A 19788-nucleotide genomic window follows, 5' to 3' on the forward strand; every position below is an offset into this window, starting at 1 on the left:
CTGTGTAACCGTGGGGGGTTTGATCAAATGGCCCAGCTGTGGACCTCACAGCCGGGCCCCGAGAATCGACCAAAAGTCGGAGGGAAGAACCAGCGTGCCTAGCGAATACGCGAAGACACTGGGCGGCAAGTTGCGCGCCATCCGCCAGCAGCAAGGTCTGTCGCTGCACGGCGTGGAAGAGAAGTCCAAGGGTCGCTGGAAGGCGGTCGTCGTCGGCTCTTACGAGCGTGGCGATCGGGCCGTCACCGTCCAGAAGCTCGCGGAGCTCGCCGATTTCTACGGCGTGCCGATCCGTGAGCTGCTTCCTGGATCCGCCAGCGCGGCCGCAGCGGCTGCTGCACCGCCTCGGCTGATTCTGGATCTGGAGGCTCTGCAGCACCTCGACGCGAGCGAGGCCGGTCCGCTCACGCGGTACGCGGCCACGATCCAGGCCCAGCGCGGGGACTACAACGGCAAGGTGCTGTCGATCCGTCAGGACGACATGCGCACCCTCGCCGTGATCTACGACGAGTCGCCGACGACTCTGACCGAGCGTTTCATCTCCTGGGGTGTGCTGAACCCGGAGGCGAAGGGTGACGTCGAGGAGTCCGAGGCAGCCGGCGCCTGAGCGGCGTCCGGTAGACGGCGAGACAAGACGGTCGGGGCTCGTAGCAGCTTGCCCGCGGCCGCCTGCCCGCCTCTCCACACGGAGACGGGCCACTGCACGACCGAGTACCAGCAGTACGTAGTACCGGAGTACAGGCTTTTTCAGTACGAGTAGCTACACCAGGCCGGGGCCGTTCCCCCCGAGCCGACGAACGGGGACGCTGAGAAGGCCCGGCACCGCACCGTGGCGGTACCGGGCCCGTTGTGCTTTCTACGGCCCTGCAGAGGTGTTTCTAGACGCCCAGGGTGGGCTTGAGCTGCAACAGCCGGGCCAGCAGCCCGTTGACGAAGGCCGGCGACTCGTCGGTCGACAGGTCACGGGCCATCGAGACGGCCTCGCTGACCGCCACCACGTCCGGCACCTGCTCGTCGAAGAGCAGTTCGTACGCGCCGATCCGCAGGATGTTGCGGTCGACGGCCGGCATCCGGTCCAGCGTCCAGCCGACCGAGTGCGCGCTGAGCAGCTCGTCGATCGCCTCGATGTGCTCCGAGACGCCTTCGACCAGCGCCACGGTGAACTCGTTCACCGGCGGGTCGTTGTCAGCCACCCGGTCGGCCAGGGTGCCGCCGACGGGCAGCCCCCGGACCTCCGACTCGTAGAGCACGTCGAGGGCGCGCTTGCGGGCCTTGCTACGGGCAGACATGTTCTGTTGTCCAGACTCTCGGGTGTCAGGAGGTGACGCGGCCGAGGTAGTCCCCGGTCCGGGTGTCCACCTTGACCTTTTCACCGGTGGTCAGGAACAGCGGGACGTTGATCGTGTAGCCGGTCTCCAGCTTGGCCGGCTTGGTGCCACCGGTCGAGCGGTCACCCTGCAGGCCGGGCTCGGTGTACTCCACCGTCAGCTCGACCGAGGCCGGCAGCTCGACGTACAGCGGGAGGTCCTCGTGCACCGCGACGATGGCCTCCTGGTTCTCCAGCAGGAAGTGCGAGGCCTCGCCGACGACCTCGGGGGTGATGTGGACCTGCTCGTAGGTGGAGCTGTCCATGAAGACGTAGGAGCCGCCGTCGTTGTACAGATACGTCATGTCGCGCTTGTCGACGTTGGCCACCTCGACCTTGACGTCGGCGTTGAAGGTCTTGTCGACGACCTTGCCGCTCAGCACGTTCTTCAGCTTGGTGCGCATCACCGCGCCGCCCTTACCGGGCTTGTGGTGCTGGAACCAGACGACAGACCACAGCTGCCCATCCAGGTTGAGCACCATGCCGTTCTTGAGGTCGTTCGTCGATGCCACGCGGGAAATCCCCTTTGAAATGTCAATGTGAAGTGATCAGCGGTACGCAAGATTGTAGCGGTCACCACCGGGTTGTTCCGACCCGTGGTCTCCGAGGGCTCTACGCTGGCCTTCACGCAGTTCCCAGACCGCGCCCTGGAGGCATCCGATGACGGGCTTCATCATCTTCGTGGTCCTGATGATCATCTTCGGATTCGGGCGCAATGCGGCCAAGAAGCAGCAGAAGTCCGGCCAGCCCAGCGCCCGAGTCCAGGCGCTGATGGAGAAGATCCAGGCCCAGCAGGCGGCGAACCAGCCACCGGTGGTCCAAGGGCAGTACACCCAGCCCGCGTCGGGCCAGCCGCTGCCGGCCGCCCAGCCCCCGGGCCGCGCCCAGACCAGCGCCCAGCTCGCCGGAATGCTCCAGTCGTTGCTCCAAGCCGGTCAGCAAGCGGGCCGCCCGCCAGGCGCTCCCCCGGCCCAGTACGCGCCGCCGGCTCAGTACGCTCCGCCCGGTCAGTACCAGCCCGCGCCGGGTCAGTGGCCGGCGCCTGCGCAGCAGCTGAATCCGCAGGAGTATCTGCAGCAGATGGCTCCCGGCCAGATCGTGCTCACCACGCAGCCGGGTGGTTTCCAGGACCCTCGGATCGTCGGGCAGCTGCACACTCCGGGCGAGACGCGGACCTATTACCAGCAGCCCCATCAGCAGGCGACCGTGCCGACGCCGGGCAGTCCGCTGGAGCGGCGGGTGCGGGAGCTGATGAGGTCGGGGAACGAGGTGCCGGCGATCCGGCTGCTCTGCGACGAGCAGGATCTGGGCATCATCGAGGCACAGAAGTACGCGCGCAGCCTGATCGCCCCGGCCGGCAAGCCGGCTGCCGCGTCGGATGGTTCGGACAGCGATCGGCCGGTGCGGGACGAGGAAGAGACCCGGTACGTCGGTTCGGCGGCGTTCGCCGAGTCGGTCTTCGATCTGGACCGGGACGAGAACGTCTGGGCCAGCGGCTGGGTCGAGAAGCCCGAACCCGACGACCGCTCCGACATGGACGAGCTCTGGCAAACCGTCCGCAACGCCGGCCGCCCCACCACCCCACCCAACTGATTCCTTACGTCCGAAGAAGTGGGCGACACGTGCCCCCACTTCTTCGGACGTAAGGCTAGGCGGGCGGCCAGGTGAGGGTCAGGTAGTTGTGTTTCTTGCGGAGGTGGAAGCCCGGCGGCAGTCGGTCGGGTGGGGGGCTTGCCGGGTCGACTCGGAGGGTCGGGCCCTTGCCGCCGCGGAGGTGCTCGTTCCAGCTACGGATCTGGTCGACGAGTAGCTGGGCGAAGTCTTCCGCGGCCGGGCCGTGGGCGTGGGCGCCGAGTTCTACGTAGTCGGGGTCCGGTGCGGGGCGCGACGTCAGGTAGCCGAGTGAGTGGCTGGAGGCCATCGCAGACGCTCCCCAGCGTGGGACCGGGGCGACGACGTGTTTCTTCAGGGCACGTGGCTCGGCGCTGAGGACGCAGTACCCGGGGAGGGTGCTCGCGAGCCAGAGGTCGAGGTCGGAGAGTGGTTCCTCACGGTTCATCAGTACGCCCGACCACGCCGACGCCTTCGGCTGGTCCAGCACCCACTCGGGCGGCACCGGCTCGGACTCCTGGTCCTCGTCGAAGCTCAGGCTGACCAACTCGCCGTGCAGCGGCACCCAGCGCTCGTACGCCGCCCCCGCACCCTGCATGTTGACGAACCCGCAGATGATCATCGACCGGCTCTCCAAACTGCGCCATCGAGATCCGGCTTCAAGCAAATCGAACGCGATCGACCGCGTCTGCGCCCGGAACCTCAGCGGTACGACGATCCGCCCGCCCGGCGCCAACTGCTCCACCCAGGCGGGCGCGATGTCCCACGCGGTGACGGTGACGATGATCCGGTCATAGGGAGCGCTCTCCGGTCCACCGAACTCGCCATCGGTCCGCAGCACCCGGACGTCCGGGTAGCCGGCCGCGTCGAGGCTCTCCCGCGCGCGGGTGGTCACGTCCTCGTCGATGTCGATCGTGGTGACCTCACCGGTCGGCCCGACCAGCTCGGCGAGCAGGGCCGCGTTGTACCCGCCGGAGCCGATCTCGAGCACCCGGTGACCGGGCCGGATGTCGGCCTGCTCGAGCATCAGCGCGACCACGGTCGGCTGGGAGACCGAGCTGATGGCGACACCGGTCTCGTCGCGCTTCATCAGCACGACGTCGTCGGTGTAGGCGATCTCCAGTGGCACCAAGGGGACGAACAGGTGCCGCGGGACCAGCCGGAACGCGGCCGCGACCCGCTCGTCGTGGATCGCGCCCTGCTCGACCAGTAGGTCGGTGAGAGCCGCGCGCAACGTTCCGGCGTACGGGGAATCGTTGCTCTCGGCATCCATTGGTTCAGTCTGTCGTGTCGCCGAGCGATTCGAGCAGCTTTCGCAGGGTGTCGGCGAGCGTCTCGCGCTCGGCCGCGGTCAGGCCGGCCAGCAGGCGGTTCTCGGTGTCGATGTGGGTCGGCAGGACTTTGTCGATCAGCTCGAGTCCGGCCGGAGTGAGGGCGACCTGGACGCCGCGGCCGTCGGTCTCGCTGGGGGTGCGCTTGACCAGGCCGCGCTCCTCCAGCTTGTCGAGCCGCTGGGTGATCGCGCCGGAGGTGACCATCGAGGACCGCATCAGGCCGGCCGGGGTGAGGCTGTGCCCGGCGTTGCTGCGGCGGAGGGTGGCGAGCACGTCGAAGGACGCCCGGTCGAGGTCGTGGGTGGCGAAGTTGCGGCGTAGTTCGCCGTCGATCAGCTGGGACAGCCGCTTCACCCGGCCCATCACGGCCATCGGGGACGCGTCCAGATCCGGGCGCCGCTCGCGCCACTGGTCGAGCACCTGGTCGACGTGGTCTGCCATCTGTTCAGCGTACTGGAAATCTCTTAGCGGTGAGCTAAAACACTGGCGAAGTTGCTTAGCGGTGAGATATATTGTCTTAGTGCTAAGCAATCGAGTCAGCCTGATCCTCACCACGGCGATCGCGCCGGCGCTGTGGGGAACCACGTACCTGGTCACAACGGAACTGCTGCCACCGCAGCGTCCGCTCCTCGCCGCCTTCCTCCGGGCACTCCCGGCTGGGCTCCTGCTGGTCGCGATCACCCGAAGGCTGCCGCAAGGGATCTGGTGGTGGCGCGCACTGGTCCTCGGCGCACTGAACATCGGAGCCTTCAACGCCCTGCTTTTCATCGGCGCCTACCGGCTCCCCGGTGGAGTCGCGGCGACCGTTGGCGCGCTGCAGCCGCTACTGGTCGCGCTGCTCTCCACTGGCCTGCTCGGCGAGCGCCTGACCCGCAAGACTCTCCTGACGGCAACAGCCGGAGTAGCAGGCGTGAGTCTCCTGGTACTACGCGCAGACGCCCGCCTAGACGCCTGGGGCGTGCTCGCTGCCCTGGGTGGGGCCGCAGTGATGGCCACTGGCGTAGTACTCAGCAAGCGTTGGGTCTCGCCTGCACCTCTACTAGCCACCACCGGCTGGCAGCTGGTAGCCGGCGGCCTCCTGCTGCTCCCGGTCGCCTGGCTGGTCGAAGGCGCGTTCCCCACCTCCTTCACTGCAGCCAACCTGCTCGGCTACTCCTACCTGGCTCTCTTCGGCTCGGCCCTCGCCTACGCCCTCTGGTTCCGGGGCCTCCGAGCCCTCTCCCCCACCAACGTCACCTTCCTGGGCCTGCTGAGCCCCCTGGTCGCCACCACCCTCGGCTGGCTGGCCGTGGACCAACGTCTGACTCCCCTCCAACTACTGGGAGGCCTGATCGTCCTGACCGCCCTGATCACCGCCCAACTGAAAGGGACCAACCGTGCGAATCACCATCTTCGGAGCAACCGGAGCAGTAGGCAGCCGAGCAGTACAGGAAGCCCTCTCCCGGGGACACGAGGTAACAGCCGTCGGCCGGAGCATGGAACGCCTGAGGACGCTGCCGCCTGACCGCAGCCTCCGGCTCGAGCAAGGGGATGCGTCAGACATGACAGATGTAGCCCGGTTGAGTCAGGGGCAGGATGTCGTGATCAGTGCCACCCGACCCGTCCCAGGCCGGGAACACGAGTTGGCGATCGCCGCCAAGGGGTTGGTGGGCGGGTTGGCCGGCACTGCGGTCCGGTTGGCCGTCGTCGGGGGTGCGGCAAGCCTGACGTTGCCGGGCGACCCGGGGACGACCGTTGTCGACGGCCCCGACTTCCCGCCGGAGTTCCGGCCGATCGCGCTGGCCTGCAACGAGCAGTTCGAGGTGGTTCGGGGTAGCGACGACGTCGACTGGGTCTACCTGAGTCCGCCGGCGATGCTTGAGCCCGGCGTACGGACCGGGCAGTATCGGCTGGGACGCGACGAGTTGCTGGTGGATGACGACGGGGCGTCGTACCTCTCGATGGAGGACTTCGCCGTCGCGTTGGTCGACGAGGTCGAGCGGCCGCGGTACCGGCAGAGCAGGTTCACGGTCGGGTACTGAAGGGCAGCTGGGGTGCCCGATCGGCTGTACTCCGGCTCGATGTGCGATCACGGACAGCGCCCGATCCTTGATGCTGTGTCTACTTCAGCGCGACTGGATGTCGAAGAACTCGTCATCGTGCCCGGTACGCCGGCCCAGTGTCAGGTCCAGGTGGCCAACCGTGGGTCGATCGTGGAGGCCTACACCCTGACCCCGGTCGGGGACCTGGCCGGCTACGCCGTGATCGAACCCGCCACGCTCTCCCTCTACCCGGACGCGGAGGGTACGGCGACGATCACCATCACGGTGCCGCGCGAGGCCGTGGTGGAGGCGGGCGACGTCGCGTTCGGCGTACTGGTCCAGCCGCAGGAGCACCCGGCCGACACCGCCGTACCGGAGGCCGTGGCGCACGTCCAGGCGTTCAGCGACATCACCGCGGAGCTGACTCCGCGGACGTCGCACGGCAGCCGGATCGGGCGGCACACGCTCGCGATCGACAACCGCGGCAACCGTCCGGTCACCGTCGAGCTGACCGGCAAGGACCCGGACGCGGTGATGGAGTTCCGGTTCTCGCCGAGCACCGTCGAGGTCGCGCCGGGGGCGGCCGCGTTCTCGAAGATCAAGGCCCGTCCGCTGGACCGGATCTGGCGCGGTACGTCGAAGACGCGGCAGCTCAGCGTCGTCGTCACCCAGGTCACCACCGGCGGCCCGAACGGGACGAAGGCCGTTCTCACCAGCGTCGACGGGATGATGGTCCAGGACCCGATCCTCCCTGCCTGGACGGGTAAAGCGATCGCCGGCGCACTCGCCGCGGCCGCGCTGCTCGTCGGGCTGTGGTTCGTCGCCCTGCGGCCCGCGATCGAGTCGAGTGCCGAGAACGCGGTCGAGAAGCCGTTGAAGCAGCTGCAGCAGAAGGTCGACGAGGCCAAGACGCAGGCCGGCGCGGCACAGCAGGCCGCGAACACCGCTCAGAACTCCGCCAAGAACACGGCGAAGGGGCAGAGCGAGCAGGAGAAGAACCTCTCCGACCGGGAGAAGGAGCTCGCCGCCCAGGCCGCCGCGATGGTCGGTACGCCGTTCTCGCAGCGCTGGCCGTTGAAGGCGAAGCCGGGCAAGACGGTCGAGGAGTCGTTCGAGGTGCCGAAGGACAAGGTGCTGCGGATCACCGACGTCAACTTCGAGTCGCAGGGAAGTACCGGCTGGCTCGACCTGCGCAAGGACAAGAACTCGCTCGGCGGGGTCGCTCCGCAGTACTTCCGCAACATCCAGGACTACCGCTACATCTCGCCGCTCGCGGTGCTGGTGGCCGGCGAGAAGGTCGTCGTCAGCCTCAAATGCGACAGCCCGGCGCCGGGCGCGACCGACTGCGAGAACGCGGTGATGGTCGGCGGCATCCTCACCGACAAGCCCCCGGCGCCGACCACTCCACCGACGAGCGCCGCGCCCAACTGACCGCGGTACGCCGTACTGCTGCCTCAAGCAGTACGGCGTACCGCGTTCCACTGCTGCACAGACTGCGAGCCCCGGACCGGCGTCGGTCCGGGGCTCGCTTGGTGCTGGGCGCCTCAGCGGCGGGCGAAGAACTCGAGTTCGGCGATCGCGGTGAGAGTCGAGCGGGTCGGGGCGATCGTCCGGACGACAGCGACCTGGACGGCGCGGGCGTCGTCGACCTTGAGCTTGAACTCCTGCTTGGCCGGTACGTCTTTCAAGGTGAAGCGCTGGATGACCGGTTCGCCGCCGGTGATCACGGTGAGCTCGATCTCGGCGGGCCGCGGGCCAGCGACGTACTTCGGTGTCTCCGGCGCGACGCCCGCGTAGATGGTGAAGGCGGTCAGGTTGATCGGCGACCTGAACCCGGCCGTCACCCACGGGACGGGCTTGGCGGTCTTGCCGGTGCGCGGCGCTCCCCAGTACGTGTTCCTGGCGCCGTCGAAGGCGAGCTGAGCCTCCTGCTTCCCGGCAACCCCACTCGCCTTGCTAGCCGTCGGCCGAACCTGCAGCGGCTCAGCAAACTGGTCCTGCACCTTATGCACGCCGTCCATCACCAACCCCCGCTGCGGCCCCGCCAGTACACCCCCACCCGCAAGCAATGCCAGTACCACCCCGACCCGCGTAGCCCCACGAAACTTCCGCCGCCCGGTCCCCGGCCGAATCCTCGTCCCAGCCGCATAGACCCTTTCCCGCCCAGTAACCCGCCGCCACCAAGGCGCCTTCCGGATCACCTGAGCATCAACCAGACTGAACCCACACTTCGCACAGAACCGCCGACTGGCCTCATTAGGCATCCCACACCCACCACAAACCCGAGACCCGGTAGGCACAATCACCGGCGACCTACTCCGCCGAGCCATCTTCCGCCTGACAGCCTGCGGCTGCCGCGAAACCACCGCCTCCGGCTCGCTTGCACCAACCTCTCGGGGCTCGGCCTCACTCACACCTCCCCGATCCCGCCGCGGAGCGGCGGGATCGGGTGCAGGAAGAGGAAGTAGCTGGTTCTCGGCAGGTGGCGGGGCGAGGGCCGCAGGCTTGGCAGCGGCGGCGACTGGGGTTACGTGTTCGCCTTCCCATTCGAGGAAGACGCCGCAGCGGGTGCAGAAGACTGTGCCTTCCTGGTTCTGTTCGCCGCAGTCGTTGCAGAGGATCATCGGTCGGCCTCCAGGACTTCTACCCGGGCCGGCAGGTTCGCCGGCCGTAATGCGTCGACGATTCGGTGGACTACCGCTTCGTCGGCTTCGAGAGGGACCCGTACGACGAGTTGCGCCCGCGCCTCACCAGGCGGCTCGGCGCCGGCTCGCGCGGACCACGCAGTACCGCCGGACTCGGTGATCTCGGCATCGACCCCGCACGCCAGCCGCAGCGTCTCGCGCAACGCATGCGCGGCCCCGCGACTCCGGTGCAGTTCAGTCGTCGCCGCCACCAGCAACCGTTGCCGCTCGACCGGAATCCGCGGATCCGAGAACGCCGCCACCCAAGAACCCAGCAACTCCACGAAGTCCTCAGGCGCCAGCTCCGGATCGAGATACGCGCCGAAGTTGTCCAGCGTCGCCACCACCGGCGCCAGCGCCTCGTCGAACACCCCGGTCAACCGCACCGCCAAGTCGTCCTCGGCATACAGCCCCGGCAAGATCTCCAGCAACGGATGCGGATTCGCCAGCCCGTCGATCAATCCACGCATCTCTACCTCCGCACCATGATCTGGTGCTCGAACGAGTACACCAGCTCGGTCCGGCTCAACTCGACCCGATCGACCGGCGTATCGCTCCGCGTCCCCAGCACCGGATCAGCCAGATAAAGCCGCACATCCTCGACCGACTCCACCCCCCGGACCCGTTGCAAACAAGCATGAATGTCACCCGTCTGCACAGTCCGTCCCAACGGCCACCCATCCCCGCGCGGCCCACCCAGCAACGGATGCATGAACCGATACAGCGCCTCCAGCGCGGCCGGCCGAACCCGCTCCGCCGACGCGTCCGCAGCCGCCGTCAACCGCGCAACCACCGTCACCGCCCGATAGAACGGCGGCTCGATCAGCAACCGCGCCCCAAGCATCCGCCGCGGCTCGAGATGATCCGCCAACCGCTGCAACACCTCGTCCGACGGCCGCAACGCCCCGAAATCCACGGTCGCCTGCGGATCCACCGACAACCTCGGTACGACGAGAAGCCGCACCACATTCGGCTCGCTCTCATCCCCCGGCACACAGTGCACCCGGCCAAGCGACGGTGCGGCTTCCCGCGCCAGCAACTCGTAGTCCTCAGCAGTCACGGCCCGCGACGCAGTACGCAAAGAGAGCGGCCCTCGAAGCATCGCGTCCGCCACCTGCTCGCCGTCCACGCCCCCGGTCGCCGCGCGCCGATTGTCGACCTCCCCGACGAACGGCAGCGAGGTCTTCAACACCCGCAACGCATGCGCAGCCACATTGCCCGCGGCACCGCCCCCGGTGCGGTACCGGGCCAATCGCAGTACGGCCCCCTTCGGCGGCACAGCCCCGTACGACCGCAAAGTCCCATCCGGTTGGCGCACAGCAGGCCCGAGCAACACCTGCCCGTTCTGCCGGTCCAGCGCAAAGTGCTGGTCGGTCGCCATCGACTCAGCGAAGCTGTCCACCAAGGTCCACTCGACCCAGCCAAGGTCCGTACCAACCTGAAGCACCTCTGGCTCCGGGGCCAGCGTCACCGGCCGCCGCTGCAACTCGAAGCGCTGCCCCGCACTCCCATCGCTACGCCCCAACTCCTCAGCCAGCACCGGCTCGGCGTGCTCAGCAACCGTCGTACCGCCGATCGTGCACGCCTCGAGATGACGGATCTTCGGCGACTCGCTGTAGAACGGCTGGTCGGTGTCCGGCGCCACCAGCACGCAACGCAGCCAGCCGGCTCGCTGCTGGGCAAGTACCGACTGCACATGCCCGACCGGGACGTGCAACACGATGTCGCCCGGCCGATTGAGCCCACCCGTGCCGTCGCGATCGACCTCGCACGCGATCCACTCCTCACCGTTCCATGCCTCCCACCGCAGCGGCGGATCGAGCGGGTCGACGCCGATGCCCTCGACCTCACAGTCGACCCGGAGCAGTACCGCGCAGGACGGGACAGCTGCCGACAGGCCGACGTACAGAGCATTGTCAGGCGCCGGCGGCGCGGCGAAGCAGTCGAAGCCGACGCCGTCCTGTAGCTCAACGGTCCGATCCAGAACCGCCGTACTACCGTTGCTAGTGGCAACGTTGAGCAGTGAGCAGGCAACGATCGCGAGCTCGTCGACAGTGCTGAAGCCGGTCGCCTCGTCGTGCTCGGTGCGCAGCGTCGCGACCTCGGTCCCGCCATGCACGGTGATCGTCTCGGGTTGCGCGGCCGACAGCCAGAAGGTGATGTCGGCGCGGGCCGCCGCAGGCGCGAAGAGCTTGATCCCGACCAGGTCGAGGAACTTCAGGTAGTGCCGTTCAGGCACCCGGTTCAGCCGGTACATCAACTGGTCGACCATCGTCGCGAACGCCTCGACCAGCGTGACGCCCGGGTCGGAGACGTTGTGGTCGGTCCACTCCGGACAGCGCTGCTGGATCATCCGCTTGGCGTCGTCCACCAGTTGCTGGAACCGGCGGTCGTCGAGGTTCGGGACGGTCAGGGTCATGCCGCTCCTCCGGTCGTCAGCTCGGCGTGCTCGGGGATCAGGTAGAACGGGAAGACCAGGTTGCGCGGGCTGTTGCTGCCGCTGATCGCGTAGTGCAGGTCGATGTAGAGCGCTCCCGCATCGATCCGGTCGAAATGCACCCGGACGTCGAGCAGGTCGATCCGCGGCTCCCAGCGGTCCAGCGCGATCCGTACGTCGGCGATGATCTTGCCCGCCGTGGTCGCGTCGGCCGGCGCGAAGATGTGCTCCTGGATGCCGCAGCCGAACTCGGGCCGCATCGGCCGCTCCCCCGGCGACGTGCCGAGGATGAGCCGGATGCTCTCCTCGATCTCGCGTTCCTGCCGGACCAGCGCGATCCGGCCGGTCGCGTCCGTGCGCAACGGAAACGCCCACCCGGCCCCGACGAACTCCGAACTCACCGCGTCCTCCGTTCCGTTCCAGCCATCAGTCAGCCGCCGATCAGGACGGTCATGCAGCCGATCGCGATCGGCGCCCCACACCCGGTCAGGTCCGTCATCCGGGCGGCCGGCAGGCCACCGATCAGCACGGTCATCGATCCCGGCGGTACCACGGCCGACGGCGGATGCAACGGGATCGCGCACACGTGCGGCGTACCGACTGTCGCCGCCGGCATCCCACCGATCAGCACGGTCGGTACGCCGGGTGGCCCGAGTGCTCCGCCATGGGCCGTCACATCGCCGACCCGGGCCGCTGGTCCAGGCATCCTGTCTCCCCCGCCTCAGTTGATCTTCACGAGGGCGGCCTGGATCGCGAGGCTCGCGCCGCCGTTGATCTCGGTACTCGCCTGACCCGCCACGCTGACCTTCGCGGCCGACACCGTGGCCTGCGCGGTGCCCTTCAGATCGACGTTGACGCCCTTGAGCTGGACGTCGCCGGTGCCAGCGTCGAGCGTGATGCCGGTCTTCGCGGTCAGCTCGATCTTCTGCCCGGCGGTGATCCTGACCCCGCCGCTGCCCGCGTCGATGTCGACGCCGTCCTTGGCCTCGACGACCACCTTGCCGTCGCTGTGCACGGTGATCACCGGTGCGTTCGTACCGTCCATCGCGACGCTGAGCTTGCCGTCGCCGGTGTGCAGCCAGATCCCGTTCTGCTGCGAGCTCTCGAGCAGTTCGAGGGAATGCCCGGTCCGGCCGACGAAGGCGCGGCGGTTGATGGCGCCGGTACCGCTGTCGACGCTCGCGGCCTGACCGGCGTACGGCTTGCGGTTGGCGCTGTAGAGGCCACCGAGGACGAACGGCGCGCCGATGTCGCCTTGCTCGAAGGCGACCAGTACCTCGTCACCGACCTCGGGCAGCAGCATCGAGCCACGGTCGGCACCCGCGCCCGCTTGCAGGACGCGCGCCCAGAACGTACCGAAGTCGTCACGCATCCACGGCAGCTGGACCTTCACCTGCCCGGTCTTCCCTGGGTCGTTCACGTCTGTGACGACAGCCGTCGCGACCCCTTGTCTGGCAGGCGATCCGGTGGATCCGGACAGCCCGAGCATCGACCGGTCCTGCTGGCCGGTGACCGAGATGTGCGTCGTGTAGTCGCCGTCGAACACGTGCCTCACCCGACTCAACGTGTACTTGCCGTCGAACGGAGCGCCAAGGTTGCCGATGGCAACCGGTACGCCGGCGTGCAGCCGCGGGTTGCCCCGGCAAACCCCTTCGAGCTCGGCGAACGTACCGGCGACCCGCTCGGCCAACGCCTTCGCCGCAGCCTCCGCCGTCGCCTGGGTCCGATGCGGCACATGCGTCACGACCCACGGCGGCGCCGAGAACTTGTCGGCCAGCTCACTCGGCCGCAACCCGATCTGCGCGCTGGTCGTTGCCGCAGGCACCTTCGCAACCACCGCCCGCTGCTGGGTGTCGTCCCAACCCCGTACTTCGACCGACGGCACCTGACCCGCCGCCGTCACCGCGGACCGGAGCCGCAGCAGATCCGAACCGAGCTCAAGCGCCTGCGCCTGGGTCGCATCCGAACCGTCCGGAGCGCCGGCCGCCTTGGTCGGCTTGGTGAACTGGAGCTTCCCGGCCTCGACCCCGAGGTGGTAGCCGACGGCATCGGCCAGCGTGCGGAGAAAGTCCCAGTCGGTCTGGTTCGCCTGGCAGAGGAACTCGTGCACGGTGTTGGTGGAGTCCACCTGACCGACCGGCAGACCATTGCGCTGGGCAACCTTCTTGACGACGTCGTCGAACGTCACCTGCTGATAAGTCTCGCTCCGGGTACCACGCAACAGGCGGTGCGCTGCGTCGTACCCGCGGATGATCGTGAAGGTGCCGGTCCCCTCGACCTCCACCTCTAGAGCCGTCACCTCGCCGGTCATCAGGTCCTGGGGAGCGCTCTCCTGGGCGGCATGCACGGACAGCTTGAGCTTGCTGCCGATGGTGATCCCGGACTTCGCCAGCACCAGCCGGTCGGGATCGCGGAAACGCAGGCTGAACAAGTCCGGCAGGTGCAGGTTGTCGTCCACCCAGGCCCCCGCCAGCAGCGCGATCAGGTCGTCCGGAAGCGCTGCCCCGTCGACGGAGACGGACAGCGTGCTGGAGAAGCTTGCGTTGGCCATCTCAGCCGGCCAACAGTTCTTCGGCGGACGGCAGCAGGACCGTCCGGCCCGGCGTGAGGCGGTGCGGGTCGTCGATGCCGTTGGCCTCGGCCAGTGGTCGCCACATCGCCGGATCGCCGTACTCCGCGTAGGCGACCGCGGCGAGCGTCTCGCCCTCGAGCAGCACATGGGTACGCCGGGCGGTCAGGCTGCCCGACGTCGGATTCTGCTTGGCCGTCAGCGACGGCATCTCCTGCAGGTCGACGGTGCAGGTCGCGCGGACCGGCGTACCTTCCGGCGTGAACAGCGAGTACTTCGCGCTGACGGAGGTGATGAAACTCGGGAAGAAGTCGAGCGCACCCCAGTGGAAGACCACCAGCGGCGGTACCGGCTTGCTCTTGCCCACGCTCTGATCGGTGGGGACGCAGCACGCGAACAGCGCCTTGACCGCCTTCACGACGCTGTCGTCCATCGTGTCGGTGGCGTCGAAGAACATCTCCAGCGTGAGCTTGCCGGGCTCGGGTCCCTGGAACTCCGGCGGCGCGGCCTTCTTCGACCCACGGGCCGGCTCGCTGTTCCACTTCGCGGCCTTCTTGACGGTGAGCTCGTTGGGATTGAACTGGAACGGGATCCGGCCCTTGGCCGCGCCGAGGCTCGCACCGGCGCCCTTGTTCGGCATCGCCTCGTGCAGTTCCAGGTACGCCTTGGCCAGATTGCCGCTCATGCCACGAGGCTAGGGACGCCGCGCCGCTTCGGGCAGGGGCTGCAGCGCCGTACGGAGGGACCTGCGAACTTCCCTAAAGGGCAGCGTGGCAACATTTGAGTGGGTCGGAGGATCTTGCTGGGGGTGAGGGCTACGAAGCAGGTCGGCGAAGCGTTGCTGGGGGTCCGTCTGCTCGGGGCGGTGGAGATCGCGACGCGATCCGGACTGTTGACAGTTCAGCAACCGCTGGCCCGGGCGCTGGCGGTCCGGCTCGCGTTGGGGCGGGGCGCGGCGGTTGCCGACGAGATCCTGATTCGCGACCTGTGGGGCGACATCGGCAATGCCCGGCCGACCGCGCGGTTGCGGGTGCTGGCCTCGCGGCTTCGAGGTGCCCTGGGCGACGACGGCCAGGCGTTGCGGCGTACGCCGGCAGGCTTCTCCTTGGACGCGGCACCCGTCGACCTCGACCTGGTCGAGCAGTCCGTCGGCTCGATCGACGCAGCTCGTCGAGCCGGAGACCAGGCAGCCGTGTTCGACGCGGCCGCCGTCGCCTTGGAACAGTGGCGGGGCGAGGCGCTGGCTGATCTGCGGGGGATCCCGTTCGTCGCCGCTGAACAACTCCGGCTTGAGTCTCTCCAGCTGGAACTCGAGATCGCCCACGGCGAGGCAGGGCTTGCCTTGGGCAAGGATGTCGGACCGGACCTCGAACGCCTGGTCAGCCTCCATCCGCTGCACGAGCGTCTGGTCGGCTTGTCCGCCCGGGCGCTCGCCAACCGCGGGATGCGCGCCGAGGCAACTGCCCGGCTGGCCCACTTGCGCACCACCTTGGCCGAGCAACTCGGGATCGACCCCGGCCCGGAGACGCTCGCGCTCGAGGCCAAGCTGCACGAGCAGGCCGATCGGGCCATCCGCTCCTCGCTGCCACCGCAGACCAAGAGCTTCGTCGGCCGGCAGGACGAGCAACTCAGCCTGCGCGCCCTGGTCAGCCGGCCGTCGGTGGTCACGCTGCGCGGCGGACCGGGGGTCGGCAAGACCCGGCTGGCGCGCGAGATCGCAGAGAGCGCTCACCGGGAAGGACGGACGGTCGCCTGGCTCGATCTCGCCCCGCTCCAGCCCGGCGACAATCTCCCGGCCGCGCTGGCCGCTGCGATCGGTACCGACGGCGGCGGGCCCAATCCGCTCGCCAGCACGATCGAAGTACTGCCTGGCGCGTTGCTCGTCGTCGACAACGCCGAGCACCTGATCGAGGACACCGCCGTGCTCGTCGACGGCCTGCAGGCAGCCACTCTCGGGCTGACCGTTCTGGTCACCTCGCAACGAGCACTGAGGATCGGCGGCGAACACGTTCACCGGGTCGGTCCGCTGTCGGCCGAGGCCGCCGTCGAACTGTTCTGCGCGCGCAGCGGGCTCCCGCCGAGTTCACGAGTCGACGCAATCTGCACGGCCGTCGACCGGTTCCCGCTCGCCATCGAGCTTGCCGCCGGGCTGACTCGCATTCTGTCGGTCGACCAGTTGGCCGACCGGATCGACGACCGGCTTCGGCTATTGATCCGCGGTCTGCGGGACTCCGGTGCTCGACACTCCAGTCTGCGGGCAGCACTCGATTGGAGCCATGAACTGCTGGCCCCCAAGGCGCGGATCGCGTTGCGCCGGGTGTCGGTGTTCGCGGGTGGTTGCACGCTGGCGGCGGCCGAGAAGGTCATCGCGGACGATCGGCTGGCGGTCGAAGAGGTCGGTGGGCTGCTGAACGAGCTGGTGGATCGCAGTCTGCTGACCGTCGACAGCACTGGGCGGTACGGCGTACTGCAGAGCATCCGCGATTACGGTCTCGAGCAGCTGCGGGCCGTCGGCGAGGAGGATGTCATCCGGCGGCGACATGTTGCCTGGTGCACCGAAGTGGCGGCCGCCGGGGAACAGTACGGGCGGCTGCATTTCACCCATGACCTGCAGCGAGACTTGTACAGCCATCTCAACCTCGAAGAACCGAACCTGCTCAGCGCGGTCGATTGGTGTCTGTCCACCGGCGCCGAGCCCGCGCTGGTCAACGAGATCGTCGCGCCGCTGTCGTGGTACTGGGGTTACCGCGGCATGCTCGCGGAGGCGGCCGGCTGGCTGCGCGACTCGCTCACCGCCGTTCCGCCCGACTCGGTGCAGTACGGCGCCGGCCTGAACGCGCTGGCCATCGTCACCCGCAAGCTCGGCCGATTCGCCGAAGCTCGCGAACTCGGCCTGCAGGCGCTCGCGATCATGCGGCGTACCGGCCAGGCCCGCGGCACGATCCAGGTGCTGCAAAGCCTGACGCTGGCGTATCTCGCGCTGGACGAGGTCTATCAAGCGCTTGTCTGCGCCAACGAGGTGGAGGTGTGGACCCGGACGGTGGATTTCCCGGTACTGCGCGGCGCCGGCCTCAACTGCCTTGGCCTGTGCCTGCGGATGATCGGTCACGCCGACGACGCGGTGAAACTCTTCGAAGAGGCGCTGGCCTGCTGGGACGCCATCCACGACGGGCACGGTTACGTCATCGCCAAGGGGAACCTCGGCATCTCGGCGTACCAGGCCGGCGAACTCGATCGCGCCCGCTCGCTCGAGCTGGACGCGTTGGAGGTTGCCCGCGACATCACCTACACCGTCGGCCAGCTCGACTCGCTGGAGACCCTCGGCTGCATCGAAGCCGCGGCCGGCCGCTACGAGATCGCCGCCGAGCTGTTAGCCGCGGCGATGCACGGCCGGCAACTGATCGTCGAACCAGTCGCCATCGCCGACGAGATCATGGACCTGGCCGCCACCGACGAGTTCGTCCGAGCCGAGTTGGGCCCACGCTTCGACGAGATCGCCGCCGCCACCCGCCGCCTGACCCTCGACGAAGTAGTCCGCGAAGTCCTCACCCGCGGCTGACCGATCCTCGGCTCAGGCGCCGGTGTCGATGAAGCCGTGGTGGGCGATCTCGATCGTCTCGGTGAGGATGTCGGCCGGGCCCTTGGCGACGCTCGGGCCGGTCCAGCGGACGGGGATCACGTCGACGAGCCCCCAGCGCGCGACGACGGTGCCGTCACTCGTCATCGCGGTGATCTGCCCGGTACGCCGCTTCACGCCACCGGCAAGTCCCGAGATCCAGCGCGCGACCCGCTCGGTCTCCTTCGTCAACGGCCGGCTCAACTTGATGTTCGGAAACTTCAGCCGGGACGGGATCTGTACGACGTACCCGTTGTTCCCACCCTCCGACCGCTGCTCGATCACCACCTCACACCCGAGCCCGTCGCAGCTCGTGAACATCCCCAGATCCAGCTGATCCACCTGCACCAAGAACCGGACCCCGACGGCCGGCATCAACTCAGCAGCACCGGTACTCATCACCACATCCGATCCATCAACGTCCCGGTCCGTTCCCGATCAACCCACAACTCAGCCCGCAACCGCCGGGCAATCGGCTCATACAACCGCCGAGCCAACCCATCCACCTCCGCCGCCGACATCCCCACCCCGCCCGCCCCACTCCCCGCACCACCTACCGCGCTCCCCGCGCCACTCCCCAGCGCCGCCCCGACGCCCGAGGACCCATTCCCCGCCCCACCTTGCGGGATAGCCACCGACGTCGCCCCACCCGTGCTCTCCACCACGCTTCCTTCAACCACCCCGCCGTACGCCGGTACGACGGGATCGCCCGCTCCACCGACACCCACACCACCGCCTCCCGCTCCACCACCACCCGCCCCGCCTGCGCCCGCGCCCGCCGACCCTGCCACTGCTGCCCCAGCCACGGCCGGCGGCCTCGGTACCGCGAGCCGCCCTCCCCCGACGCCACTCTCCAAACCCCCCGAAGCCCCCACCGACGACAACGAGCCCACCGCCCCAGCCGACCCCGTCGAGTCGGCTGAGCTGGGTGAAGCCGATCGGTTCAAAGACACAACCGGCTGCGCCGAACCGCTCCCCGAACCGGACGAACCATCCGGCCCCAACCCCCCAACCTCAGAAACCAACCCCCGCTCCCCAATCAACGCGACGGTCGCCCCCTCACTCCCCACCAACTCCTCAAACCCCCCAGCCACAGGCCCGCCAGAACCCACCGCCCCCACCCGCCCAGCCAAAGCCCCAACGCTCGCAGCCAGCTCCGCACCAACGCCACCGAGACCGCCTGTCGCCCCACCGACAGCTGCACCAAAGCTGTTGGACGCCTCACCGGCGGCTGCGCGGACACCACCGACCGGACCACTGCCAGCCGATCCACCTACTACAGATCCACCCACCACTGAGCCGCTTGCTGATGCTCCGCCCACGACTGCTCCGCCGCCGGCAGCTTGCCCCGCGCCGAGGGTGTTGGAAGCTCCGCCGGCGGCTGCACGGACGCTACCAACCGAGCCACTGCCAGCTGAGCCACCCGCCGCCGACCCGCCTGCTACCGACCCGCCGCCGGGGACCTGCCCCGCGCCGAGGGTGTTGGAAACTCCGCCGGCGGCTGCACGGACGCTACCAACCGAGCCACTGCCAGCTGAGCCACCCGCCGCCGACCCGCCTGCTACCGACCCGCCGCCGGGAACCTGCCCCGCGCCGAGGCCGCCGGCGGCGTCGAGCAACGCGCCCACAGACGAGCTCCCCAACAGCCCACGCTCACCACCACCAGCTCCACCGGTGACGCCAGAACCACCACCCGCACCAGAGGAGCCGAGATCTGCGCCGACGTTGTTGGCGGCTGCACCGACTTCATTGGCGGCTGCGCCGAGGTTGTTGGTGACTACACCGACGTTGTTGGCGGCTGCGCCGAGGTTGGAAGGTCCGCCAGCGGCTGTGCGGAGGCTACCGACCGGCCCGCTGCCAGCTGAGTCACCTACTACAGATCCACCTACGACTGAGCTGGTTGCTGATGCTCCGCCTGCTACTGCTCCGCCGCCGGGGACCTGACCCGTGCCGAGGTCGTCGGCGGTGTTGAGTGACGCGCCCACGGACGAGCTGCCCAAGAGGCCGCGTTCCGCCAAGACAGGCGCCTCCGTGGTGGCTCCAAGAGTTGCGTCTGCAGCTGTGGCGATGCCCGTGCCTCCGCTTGTATCGGCTGCTCGGCTTGTACCGGCCGGTCCACTGGCCGTACCTCCAGCGGCTGTTCCTGCGCC

The 19788-nt window shown here is 68.6% G+C and carries 19 protein-coding genes; 6 read left to right on the top strand and 13 right to left on the bottom strand.

The window, feature by feature from the left end:
- The first annotated feature begins 94 nt into the window (after positions 1-94).
- Positions 95-607, top strand: coding sequence for a transcriptional regulator BldD (bldD, locus tag ABD116_RS06400; protein ID WP_026163359.1), 513 nt, complete (start codon positions 95-97; stop codon positions 605-607).
- A 271-nt stretch (positions 608-878) separates the two neighbouring features.
- Here the strand turns inward: bldD and nusB are convergent, their stop codons facing one another.
- Together nusB and efp are read right to left on the bottom strand one after the other, a co-directional pair.
- Positions 879-1289, bottom strand: coding sequence for a transcription antitermination factor NusB (gene nusB, locus ABD116_RS06405; RefSeq protein WP_343965837.1), 411 nt, complete (start codon positions 1287-1289; stop codon positions 879-881).
- A gap of 25 nt (positions 1290-1314) precedes the next feature.
- A complete protein-coding gene (gene efp, locus ABD116_RS06410; protein ID WP_020390670.1) occupies positions 1315-1878 on the bottom strand; it encodes an elongation factor P in 564 nt (187 codons plus the stop codon).
- A gap of 148 nt (positions 1879-2026) precedes the next feature.
- On the opposite strand from efp, the gene ABD116_RS06415 reads away from it, so the two are divergent.
- Positions 2027-2959, top strand: coding sequence for a hypothetical protein (locus ABD116_RS06415; RefSeq protein WP_343965840.1), 933 nt, complete (start codon positions 2027-2029; stop codon positions 2957-2959).
- Positions 2960-3014: 55 nt separating this feature from the next.
- Here ABD116_RS06415 and fxlM read toward each other — a convergent pair whose 3' ends face one another.
- Positions 3015-4250 (bottom strand): methyltransferase, FxLD system, encoded by a 1236-nt coding sequence (gene fxlM, locus ABD116_RS06420; protein ID WP_343965842.1) that lies wholly within the window; start codon positions 4248-4250, stop codon positions 3015-3017.
- A gap of 4 nt (positions 4251-4254) precedes the next feature.
- Positions 4255-4752, bottom strand: a complete 498-nt coding sequence (locus tag ABD116_RS06425) for a MarR family winged helix-turn-helix transcriptional regulator (RefSeq protein WP_343965844.1) — start codon at positions 4750-4752, stop codon at positions 4255-4257.
- A gap of 79 nt (positions 4753-4831) precedes the next feature.
- On the opposite strand from ABD116_RS06425, the gene ABD116_RS06430 reads away from it, so the two are divergent.
- The 3 genes from ABD116_RS06430 (at position 4832) to ABD116_RS06440 (ending at position 7763) form a co-directional block, all read left to right on the top strand.
- Positions 4832-5815, top strand: a complete 984-nt coding sequence (locus ABD116_RS06430) for an EamA family transporter (RefSeq protein WP_343965846.1) — start codon at positions 4832-4834, stop codon at positions 5813-5815.
- Positions 5700-6332 (top strand): NAD(P)-dependent oxidoreductase, encoded by a 633-nt coding sequence (locus ABD116_RS06435; protein ID WP_343966597.1) that lies wholly within the window; start codon positions 5700-5702, stop codon positions 6330-6332. The genes ABD116_RS06430 and ABD116_RS06435 overlap by 116 nt, the downstream gene beginning before the upstream one ends.
- Positions 6333-6407: 75 nt before the next feature.
- Positions 6408-7763: a COG1470 family protein gene (locus tag ABD116_RS06440; protein WP_343965848.1), complete on the top strand. Its 1356-nt coding sequence runs from the start codon at positions 6408-6410 to the stop codon at positions 7761-7763.
- Positions 7764-7876: 113 nt separating this feature from the next.
- On the opposite strand, the gene ABD116_RS06445 is transcribed toward ABD116_RS06440, so the two are convergent.
- The 7 genes from ABD116_RS06445 to ABD116_RS06475 form a co-directional block, all read right to left on the bottom strand.
- Complete coding sequence (locus ABD116_RS06445) at positions 7877-8353, bottom strand: NADase-type glycan-binding domain-containing protein (protein ID WP_343965849.1); 477 nt, start codon at positions 8351-8353, stop codon at positions 7877-7879.
- Between the two features lie 599 nt (positions 8354-8952).
- Entirely contained in the window at positions 8953-9486 is a 534-nt protein-coding gene (locus ABD116_RS06450) for a phage tail protein (RefSeq protein ID WP_343965851.1), read from the bottom strand.
- A gap of 2 nt (positions 9487-9488) precedes the next feature.
- The gene (locus ABD116_RS06455) at positions 9489-11435 is read right to left on the bottom strand and encodes a putative baseplate assembly protein (protein WP_343965853.1); all 1947 of its coding nucleotides are present in this window, start codon (positions 11433-11435) and stop codon (positions 9489-9491) included.
- Positions 11432-11854 (bottom strand): GPW/gp25 family protein, encoded by a 423-nt coding sequence (locus ABD116_RS06460; RefSeq protein ID WP_343965855.1) that lies wholly within the window; start codon positions 11852-11854, stop codon positions 11432-11434. The genes ABD116_RS06455 and ABD116_RS06460 overlap by 4 nt, the downstream gene beginning before the upstream one ends.
- A gap of 29 nt (positions 11855-11883) precedes the next feature.
- Positions 11884-12159: a PAAR domain-containing protein gene (locus ABD116_RS06465; protein WP_343965857.1), complete on the bottom strand. Its 276-nt coding sequence runs from the start codon at positions 12157-12159 to the stop codon at positions 11884-11886.
- Positions 12160-12174: 15 nt separating this feature from the next.
- Positions 12175-14004 (bottom strand): VgrG-related protein, encoded by a 1830-nt coding sequence (locus ABD116_RS06470; protein WP_343965859.1) that lies wholly within the window; start codon positions 14002-14004, stop codon positions 12175-12177.
- A 1-nt stretch (position 14005) separates the two neighbouring features.
- Positions 14006-14707: a CIS tube protein gene (locus tag ABD116_RS06475; RefSeq protein WP_343965861.1), complete on the bottom strand. Its 702-nt coding sequence runs from the start codon at positions 14705-14707 to the stop codon at positions 14006-14008.
- A 123-nt stretch (positions 14708-14830) separates the two neighbouring features.
- On the opposite strand from ABD116_RS06475, the gene ABD116_RS06480 reads away from it, so the two are divergent.
- Entirely contained in the window at positions 14831-17581 is a 2751-nt protein-coding gene (locus ABD116_RS06480) for an ATP-binding protein (protein WP_343965863.1), read from the top strand.
- 12 nt (positions 17582-17593) lie between these two features.
- On the opposite strand, the gene ABD116_RS06485 is transcribed toward ABD116_RS06480, so the two are convergent.
- Together ABD116_RS06485 and ABD116_RS06490 are read right to left on the bottom strand one after the other, a co-directional pair.
- Positions 17594-18037: a phage tail protein gene (locus ABD116_RS06485; protein WP_343965865.1), complete on the bottom strand. Its 444-nt coding sequence runs from the start codon at positions 18035-18037 to the stop codon at positions 17594-17596.
- Entirely contained in the window at positions 18037-18366 is a 330-nt protein-coding gene (locus ABD116_RS06490; protein WP_343965867.1) for a hypothetical protein, read from the bottom strand. Before ABD116_RS06490 ends, ABD116_RS06485 begins: the two co-directional genes overlap by 1 nt.
- Between the last annotated feature and the right edge of the window lie 1422 nt (positions 18367-19788).

It is taken from the genome of Kribbella koreensis, from assembly GCF_039525325.1.
In the GTDB taxonomy this organism is placed as follows: Bacteria; Actinomycetota; Actinomycetes; order Propionibacteriales; family Kribbellaceae; genus Kribbella; species Kribbella koreensis.

Coding starts and splice junctions, on each gene's coding strand:
- nusB (WP_343965837.1), bottom strand. CDS start 1,289: ATGTCTGCCCGTAGCAAGGCCCGCAAGCGCGCCCTCGACGTGCTCTAC.
- ABD116_RS06415 (WP_343965840.1), top strand. CDS start 2,027: ATGACGGGCTTCATCATCTTCGTGGTCCTGATGATCATCTTCGGATTC.
- fxlM (WP_343965842.1), bottom strand. CDS start 4,250: ATGGATGCCGAGAGCAACGATTCCCCGTACGCCGGAACGTTGCGCGCG.
- ABD116_RS06425 (WP_343965844.1), bottom strand. CDS start 4,752: ATGGCAGACCACGTCGACCAGGTGCTCGACCAGTGGCGCGAGCGGCGC.
- ABD116_RS06445 (WP_343965849.1), bottom strand. CDS start 8,353: ATGGACGGCGTGCATAAGGTGCAGGACCAGTTTGCTGAGCCGCTGCAG.
- ABD116_RS06450 (WP_343965851.1), bottom strand. CDS start 9,486: ATGCGTGGATTGATCGACGGGCTGGCGAATCCGCATCCGTTGCTGGAG.
- ABD116_RS06455 (WP_343965853.1), bottom strand. CDS start 11,435: ATGACCCTGACCGTCCCGAACCTCGACGACCGCCGGTTCCAGCAACTG.
- ABD116_RS06465 (WP_343965857.1), bottom strand. CDS start 12,159: ATGCCTGGACCAGCGGCCCGGGTCGGCGATGTGACGGCCCATGGCGGA.
- ABD116_RS06470 (WP_343965859.1), bottom strand. CDS start 14,004: ATGGCCAACGCAAGCTTCTCCAGCACGCTGTCCGTCTCCGTCGACGGG.
- ABD116_RS06475 (WP_343965861.1), bottom strand. CDS start 14,707: ATGAGCGGCAATCTGGCCAAGGCGTACCTGGAACTGCACGAGGCGATG.
- ABD116_RS06485 (WP_343965865.1), bottom strand. CDS start 18,037: ATGAGTACCGGTGCTGCTGAGTTGATGCCGGCCGTCGGGGTCCGGTTC.